Below are 7705 nucleotides of genomic sequence, written 5' to 3'. Positions count from 1 at the left end.
GTAAGAAGACGTCTTTGTCACTAGGCAGGTAACTGGCAATCTTGGTCGGTAATCCAATCCCAAGATTCACATAAGCGCCATCTGGAATATCTTGTGCGACACGTTCCGCAATCTGATTGCGGCTGAGTTTTTGATAGCTCATGATGTTCTACCGATTACACAGCAACAGGTTCAGGTTGAACCTGCACCACGTGTTGAACAAAAATACCTGCGGTAATGATGTGTTCAGGGTCTAAAGCACCCAAGTCCACCACTTCAGAGACTTGTGCAATGGTTACACCTGCAGCCATGGCCATAATCGGGCCGAAGTTACGTGCTGATTTGCGGTAGACCAAGTTACCCCAACGGTCGCCTTGTTGGGCTTTAATCAGAGCAAAGTCGGCTTTGATTGGATATTCCAGTACATAATCTTTACCGTCAATGTGACGGGTTTCTTTGCCTTCGGCTAATAATGTGCCGTAGCCAGTTGGGGTGAACACTGCGCCCAACCCCATACCTGCGGCTTGAATACGACAGGCTAGATTGCCTTGCGGCACCAGTTCTAACTCAATTTTTCCTGCACGATAGAGTTCATCGAAGACCCAAGAGTCGGACTGACGTGGGAACGAACAGATGACTTTTTTCACGGCACCCGCTTTGAGTAATTTCGCCAGGCCATAGTCGCCATTACCTGCGTTGTTACTGACGATGGTGAGGTCTTTAATGCCGAGTTGAATTAAGCCATCGATCAGTTCAGCAGGTTGTCCTGCTGTACCAAAACCACCAATCATGATGGTTGAGCCATCCTTTATTTGCGAAAGTGCTTCTGTTAAAGAAGCTGAACTTTTATCAATCATAATATTGTCCTAGGCACAACGTACCTATTAACTTTTAGAACTTGAGTTGGAGCTTGGAGTTGAAACTAAAGCTGAAACGTCAGGGCTGCGTTTGGTTAAAATTAGATGCGCAGTTAAACCAATAACGATGCCCCAAAAAACGGAACTTAGACCTAAAAAATGCATACCTGACGCTGTAGCTAAAAAGGTAATGAGTGCGGAATCTCGTTGAGATTCATCTTTCATGGCGACAGCAATATTGGTTGAAATTGCACCCAATAAGGCCAAGCCAGCCAAAGCTGCAACAAGCTCTTTCGGCAGCAAGATGAAGAGCAGAACGATACTGCCTGCAAACAAACCACCTAAAATATAGAAAATGCCGTTAGCAACGCCTGCGATATAGCGCTTTTCTTTTAACTCATGCGCATCTTTGCCCATACACAGTGCAGCCGTAATTGACGCCAAAACAATGGTGATACCGCCAACACATGCAACAGCTAAAGACGCAATACTGGTGGTGGTAATAATTGGCTTGGCAGGCATGTCATAACCACTCAGTTTCATGATGGCCATGCCCGGTAAAAACTGTCCTGTCAGGCTGACTAAAATCAAAGGCAGGGCAAGGTTTAAGGTGGAGTGCCAAGTCCATTCAGGACTGATGAATTGAGGAATAGCAAGTTGGAAATCTAAACTCACCGCATTCATTTCACCAAGCCCAAAGCTCAAGGCCACACCTGAAAGCAGTACCCAAAGCATGCTATAGCGCGGTGAAATTCGTTTTGCGACTAAAAAGACAAACAACATGCTAAATACAATAATCGGCATACTGTTAGTGGCACTAAATAGACCTAAACCAAACTGAAATAGAATACCTGCCATCATCCCCGCGGCTACCGACTGCGGAATCCATTTCAATAATTTATCGAAGTAACCACTGATCCCGATCAGAAAAATCACCACGGCTGAGGTGATATAAGCGGCTACAGCTTCATTCAGACTAATACTCGGGAACAGGGTGACCAATAAAGCCGTACCTGGTGCAGACCATGCTGTAATCACAGGGACTTTGAACTTAATGGAAAGAAAGATTCCTGCCACGGCTGCCCCAATAGAAATACCCCAAATCCATGAAATCATCATGGTCGGGGAAACCTGAGCTTGTTGCGCAGCCTGAAAGAAGATAATGAGTGGCCCAGAATAGGAAATCAGCACGGCCAAAAATCCTGCGACAGTAGCTGAAATAGACCAATCTTCTTTCAAAGTTTTAAACAGGGTAGCCATTCATTTGCCTCCATGCAGACATGATCCTGTATATAAAAGTAATGTAACGATCAATTAGCCTTGATCGCCACCGCCGACAGGAACAACTGTACCTGTCATATATGACGAATCATCTGAAGCAAGGAATACAATCGCATTCACTTGTTCCTGAATCGTGCCATAACGGTTCATAAAACTACGATCAATGGTTTGATCGACCACTTGTTGCATCCACGCTTTTTCATTTTCAGATAGTGGATTTACATTACGCGGCACTTTACGCGGCGGTGCTTCGGTTCCACCCGTAGCAACAGCATTTACTCGGATCCCATCTTTGGCATGCTCAAAAGCAAGTGATGCAGTAAGGGCATTAACCCCACCTTTGGATGCCGAATAAGGCACACGGTTGATACCACGAGTCGCTATAGAAGACACATTTACAATCGTACCTTTCTGATTTTTAATCATTTCAGGTAAAAAAGCACGACAACACCACAGCGTTGGAAATAATGAACGATTTACTTCTTTGATGATTTCTTCTTCAGAAAACTCTTCAAAAGGTTTCATCCAAATTGCACCGCCGACGTTATTGATGAGCACATCGACACGGCCATAGACTTCAAGCGCTTTGTCTACGACACTTTGAGCACCTGCGAAGGTTTCAAGGTTTGCTTTGACTGTTATTGCATCACCTTGTTTTTCTTCAATTTCTGCTAATGTTTCATCAACATAGTCAGATAAGTCGGCTAAAACAACTTGCGCACCTTCATTAGCCACTTGGAGGGCAACACCGCGACCAATGCCTTGAGCGGCACCAGTCACAATCACGACTTTGTTTAAAAATCTTTGATTCAACGCCATTTTTTAACTCGCTCATCATCCAATATAAAGATGAATTTCTAAATTTATAAATTTGGCACGCCGGTGTCCTAACATTTGAATATCACTTACCGGATTAACCTTCGGTTGGACTTACTTTTCTTTTGGGAAAATGAGAAGCAGCGCTTCGCAAGAAACCACCTTGCGGTGCAGTGCACCTCATCGCAAAACTCGTCAGAAACCGATTACTTGATATCTTCCTCGCAGAAAAAGCATTTTTACCAAGCAGTCTGGCCTCGAACAATTGCGAATGACATTTTCGCGTATCATCTTTTCTATAACTTAAATATTGGGTGGCGTATTAGTTTGCAGAGAATTTTTCAAACAGGAAGTTTGCAGGCTTTACGCCTTCGCTATCTAACCAACCACGAACAGCATCAACCATAGGAACAGGACCACAAAGGTAGACATCAACATCACCGCCATTGAGCCATTCATTGTCAATGTGCCCAGTCACATAACCTTTACGCTCATGTATAGAGTCTGGACTTGCAACCACGGTACGGTATTCAAACCATGGAAGTTTAGCTTGGAGGGCATTGAGCTGTTCTAAAGCAACTAAGTCGAAGTCATTGGTAACACCAAACACCAAACGAACAGGGTGTTCAGCGCCTTTTTCTTCTAAAATCTGCAGCATAGACATAAAAGGGGCAATACCTGTACCTCCCGCAAGCATGACGACAGGACGAACCACATTACGCAGGTAGAAGCTACCAAATGGGCCAGTAAAAGTCATTTTGTCGCCCGCTTTGGCAGCACCACTTAAAAAGCTACTCATTTTACCATTCGGCACATTACGTACCACAAAGCCAGTTAAACGGTTGCCCGGTTTCGAGCTAAATGAATAGGAACGAGTTTCTGCTGTTTCTGGAATGCCGACGTTGACATATTGACCAGCAAGGAAGTGAATGTCAGGTTGACCTTCATCAAGCTGAATATCAAAAGTAATGGTCGATTCTGATAAGTTTTCGACAGCGACTAAAGTGCCTTGGTACTGGTGAATTTCGGTTTTGCAGACTTCAGATGAAGCTTGAATTTGGAATACGGCATCCGAAGTTGGACGGCACTGACACGCCAAAATATAGCCTTGTTCCGCTTCTTCTGGAGTTAATGCATCTTCAATATACGTCTCTTCAGGCATGTCATAACTACCAGATTCGCAAAAAGCGCGGCAAGTCCCACATGCACCATCACGGCAGTCTATCGGAATGTTAATTTTTTGGCGGTAAGCGGCATCTGATAAAGACTCACCTTGAGTCACTGTAATAAAACGCGTTACGCCATCTTCAAATTGAAGTGCAACATTGTGGTTTGACATGGCTGAATATCCTTTAAAAACGTTGAAACTTGGAACTCTCAGCCAAAACTCCATTTGGCTGAAAGCATACTAAGGATGTGTGGCTAATTTAGAGGTGATAAACATCAATCACTTGGTTGATATAGTCGTTTTTCAGAACCACGTATTTACTTAAAATTTGTGGTTTTTCACCTGAAAAATCGATTTCATAACGCGACATACCAAAGTAGCTATAACTGGTTTTGTAGCGAAAGCTCAGCGTATTCCAGTTAAAACGGACGGTAACTTTGTCGCCATCACGCTCAATCACTTCGATATTGTTCACATTGTGACAAGTACGCGTGTCTGGCATGGTTGCAGAAGAGCGTTCAGTTTTAATGCGGAACACACGGTCTTCTAAACCTTGGCGGTCTGGGTAGTAAATCAGTGAAATTTCAGACTGCGGATCCGTAGTCAGGGTATCGTCATCATCCCATGCAGGCATCCAAAATGATGCTGAAGGGGCATAACATGCAAGCCAATCGTCCCATTGTTCATCATCTAAAAAGCGCGCTTCTTGATACAGAAACTGACTCACTTGTTCGATACTCACAGTGTTGAGTGTTGTAGGAGCATTCATGCCACTTCTCCTTGTTCATTTGCAGTTTCAACAGCCAGTGTTTTTTCATTGGCAATTGCAATTTTCATCATGTCTAACCAGTGTTGGTGCTGAGCAAGGTAGAGACCTTCATCTTCAGTTTTGACACCTGAAAGTTTTGGTTTTAGACCAATTTCATTGGCAGCATCATCTGGACCATGAATCCAATGTTTTGAACCGCGGCACATATCATTCCATTCCAGCTCAATGCCTGCGTAGCCTGCTTGGCATGCACGGAATTCTTCTAAATCATCTGGTGTTGCCATGCCTGAGGCATTAAAGAAGTCTTCGTACTGGCGAATACGACGCGTACGTGCTTCCGCGTTTTCACCTACAGGTGCGATACAGTAAATCGTGACTTCAGTTTTATTGACTGAAATCGGGCGCAGTACACGAATTTGCGAACCGAATTGATCCATCAAATAGACGTTTGGATAAAGACAAAGGTTACGCGAACGCTCAATCATCCACTTCGACATTGCTTCGCCAAATTTTTCAGAGTATTCGTCGGCTTTCGGGAAGTTTGGGCGGTCTTCTGGGTTCGCCCATTGTGTCCAAAGCAGCATGTGACCATTGTCAAAACCGTATGAACCACCGCCTTGTTTACCCCAAGCGCCTGCGCTCATGGCACGGATGTTGTCACCCGCTTGTTTTTCTTTACGCTGTTGAGTGGTCGCTGCATAGTTCCAGTGCACCGCAGAAACATGATAACCATCTGCACCATTTTCAGCAGTGAGTTTCCAGTTGCCTTCATAAGTGTAGGTAGACGCGCCACGTAAAACTTCAAGACCTTGCTCGGACTGATCCACAATCATGTCAATGATTTTGCTGGTTTCGCCTAAGTACTCTTCTAAAGAGGGAACATCTGGATTTAAGCTGCCGAACAAGAAACCTTTATAGTTGCCAAAACGTGCAACTTTTTTCAGATCATGTGAACCTTCATGGTTAAAACAGTCTGAATAACCTGCGTCTGCTGGGTCTTTTACTTTTAAAAGTTTGCCAGAGTTATTAAATGTCCAGCCGTGGAAAGGGCATGTATAGGTTGCTTTATTGCCACGTTTATTACGACAAAGCTGTGCACCACGGTGTGAACAAGCATTGATCATGGCATTGAGTTCACCATTACGGTTACGTGCAATCAGAATCGGCTGACGGCCAATATACGTTGTGTAATAGTCATTGTTATTTGGAATTTGGCTTTCGTGTGCCAAGTAAACCCAGTTACCCTCGAAGATATACTTCATTTCTAGGTCAAAAAGGGCTTGATCAGTAAAAACTGAACGATGAAGTTTGAATTCGCCTGTTTCAAAGTTGTCGACAAGTAATTCGTCGATACGATCGAGATGGCTAGTATTAATAACTGGGATACGTGGCATGTCCGTTCTCCGACTTTCCAAAAGTGAGGAAGTCCCCGAAATGCGACTTTGCAGTGGCTATTTTCGGTTCCAAGGGTAATTAAGCGCTAGCGCGACGACGCTCGACTTCAGTTGATGGTGCAGCCGCTTGGTCTTTCACCAGTTCAACATTGAATTGAATGTGTTTGAATGGACCTGTTAAACCACGGCGTGCAATTTCAGCTTCATCGGTAATGTCGACAGCGGTCGCGACTAAGCCTTCACGTGTTGCAAATGCAAAGTCATCCCACAGGTATTGGTCACCCTCAATGTTGAATTGGGTGGTTAACTTACGATAGCCTGGCGCAGAAACGAAGTAATGCACGTGCGAAGGACGGTTACCGTGACGACCTAACTTGTTCAATACAAATTGAGTTGTCCCTTCTGGTGGGCATCCATAACCAACAGGCATCGTGGTGAGAGCAACGTATTTACCATCTTGGTCGCTAATGATTGAACGACGTAGATTGAAGTCTGATTGTGACTTATCGAAGAAAGAGTAGTTGCCTAAGCTATTGGCATGCCACACTTCAACTTTTGCACCTTCAATAATCTGACCATCACTGTCAGTCACTGTCCCTTCAATAATCAAAGTCGGAATTTTGCCTTCTTCAGAACCATCGTCCATACGCGCAAAACCAACCGATTCAGGTGCGCCAGCTACGTATAAAGGACCCTCGATGGTACGTGGCGTTCCGCCTGTAATGCCTGCTTTGGCATCGGCTTCATCTGCACGTAAGTCGAGGTAGTGCTCAAGACCAAGACCAGCCGCAAGTAAACCAAGTTCGTTGGCTTGACCCGCATCCGTAAAGTATTCAAGACCTTTCCAAACTTCAGTTTGGCTCAAATCTAAGTCTTCAATCGCTTGGAATAAGTCACCCAATAGGCGAACCACAATTTGTTGAGTACGTGCGTCTACAGAACCTGTTGCTGTATCCACATTCATTGTTTTGACTAATGCATCAATCTGTTGACGATTCATACTATTGCTCCTTAAGTATGTTTGCTGTGTGGTGGCTAGCTTTATGAATAGGTTGAAAAGCTTAGCTGCCACGTTCCTTGTTAATTTCTTTCACTGGATCATTCATTACGTTCCAGTGATTAAATTGCATAAAATCTTTTTTCAATTAACGATCATCTTCTCGAATAGACGATGGATGTCGGTTTAAAGGCATCACTTCAATGTTCATATACGGGTACAGGGGTAAACCTTGCAAAATGTTGTGTAGCTCTTCATTGCTGTCTACATCAAAAATGCTGATGTTTGAGTACTGACCTGTAATACGCCAAATATGTCGCCATTTGCCTTGAGCTTGTAGCTCTTGCGAATATGCTTTTTCGACTGCTTTAATTTCACTGGCAGTTTCAGCAGGCATATCCAGTGGAATGTTTACATCCATACGTACGTGAAAAAGCATGTATA

At 44.1% G+C, this 7705-nt stretch carries 9 protein-coding genes; all 9 read right to left on the bottom strand.

Annotation, left to right across the window (positions count from 1 at the left end; translation table 11 throughout):
* Window positions 1–142, bottom strand: a 142-nt coding sequence (locus AXW61_RS14115; RefSeq protein WP_276204015.1) for a CoA-transferase, incomplete at its 3' end; no start/stop codon positions are given.
* Window positions 143–155: 13 nt separating this feature from the next.
* A complete protein-coding gene (locus AXW61_RS14110; RefSeq protein WP_062034804.1) occupies window positions 156–836 on the bottom strand; it encodes a 3-oxoacid CoA-transferase subunit A in 681 nt (226 codons plus the stop codon).
* Between the two features lie 27 nt (window positions 837–863).
* Window positions 864–2096: a benzoate/H(+) symporter BenE gene (gene benE / locus AXW61_RS14105; protein ID WP_062034803.1), complete on the bottom strand. Its 1233-nt coding sequence runs from the start codon at window positions 2094–2096 to the stop codon at window positions 864–866.
* 54 nt (window positions 2097–2150) lie between these two features.
* Window positions 2151–2936, bottom strand: a complete 786-nt coding sequence (benD, locus tag AXW61_RS14100; protein ID WP_062034802.1) for a benzoate diol dehydrogenase BenD — start codon at window positions 2934–2936, stop codon at window positions 2151–2153.
* A gap of 319 nt (window positions 2937–3255) precedes the next feature.
* Complete coding sequence (gene benC / locus AXW61_RS14095; RefSeq protein WP_062034801.1) at window positions 3256–4272, bottom strand: benzoate 1,2-dioxygenase electron transfer component BenC; 1017 nt, start codon at window positions 4270–4272, stop codon at window positions 3256–3258.
* An 88-nt stretch (window positions 4273–4360) separates the two neighbouring features.
* Window positions 4361–4870 carry a benzoate 1,2-dioxygenase small subunit gene (gene benB / locus AXW61_RS14090; RefSeq protein ID WP_010326678.1) on the bottom strand — a complete coding sequence of 170 codons (510 nt, stop codon included), beginning with the start codon at window positions 4868–4870 and terminating at the stop codon, window positions 4361–4363.
* Entirely contained in the window at window positions 4867–6264 is a 1398-nt protein-coding gene (benA, locus tag AXW61_RS14085) for a benzoate 1,2-dioxygenase large subunit (RefSeq protein WP_062034800.1), read from the bottom strand. The genes benB and benA overlap by 4 nt, the downstream gene beginning before the upstream one ends.
* Before the next feature lie 79 nt (window positions 6265–6343).
* A complete protein-coding gene (gene catA, locus AXW61_RS14080) occupies window positions 6344–7264 on the bottom strand; it encodes a catechol 1,2-dioxygenase (protein ID WP_062034799.1) in 921 nt (306 codons plus the stop codon).
* A 145-nt stretch (window positions 7265–7409) separates the two neighbouring features.
* Entirely contained in the window at window positions 7410–7700 is a 291-nt protein-coding gene (gene catC / locus AXW61_RS14075; protein ID WP_005399484.1) for a muconolactone Delta-isomerase, read from the bottom strand.
* Between the last annotated feature and the right edge of the window lie 5 nt (window positions 7701–7705).

The organism is Acinetobacter sp. BMW17, from assembly GCF_001592855.1.
Taxonomy (GTDB): Bacteria; Pseudomonadota; Gammaproteobacteria; order Pseudomonadales; family Moraxellaceae; genus Acinetobacter; species Acinetobacter johnsonii.
This window is presented reverse-complemented; position numbering and strand designations above follow the sequence as displayed.

Bases quoted from the DNA above. Each gene is read 5' to 3' on its own strand.
- benE (WP_062034803.1), bottom strand. From the start codon at position 2,096: ATGGCTACCCTGTTTAAAACTTTGAAAGAAGATTGGTCTATTTCAGCT.
- benC (WP_062034801.1), bottom strand. From the start codon at position 4,272: ATGTCAAACCACAATGTTGCACTTCAATTTGAAGATGGCGTAACGCGT.
- benA (WP_062034800.1), bottom strand. From the start codon at position 6,264: ATGCCACGTATCCCAGTTATTAATACTAGCCATCTCGATCGTATCGAC.
- benB (WP_010326678.1), bottom strand. From the start codon at position 4,870: ATGAATGCTCCTACAACACTCAACACTGTGAGTATCGAACAAGTGAGT.
- benD (WP_062034802.1), bottom strand. From the start codon at position 2,936: ATGGCGTTGAATCAAAGATTTTTAAACAAAGTCGTGATTGTGACTGGT.
- catC (WP_005399484.1), bottom strand. From the start codon at position 7,700: ATGCTTTTTCACGTACGTATGGATGTAAACATTCCACTGGATATGCCT.
- AXW61_RS14110 (WP_062034804.1), bottom strand. From the start codon at position 836: ATGATTGATAAAAGTTCAGCTTCTTTAACAGAAGCACTTTCGCAAATA.
- catA (WP_062034799.1), bottom strand. From the start codon at position 7,264: ATGAATCGTCAACAGATTGATGCATTAGTCAAAACAATGAATGTGGAT.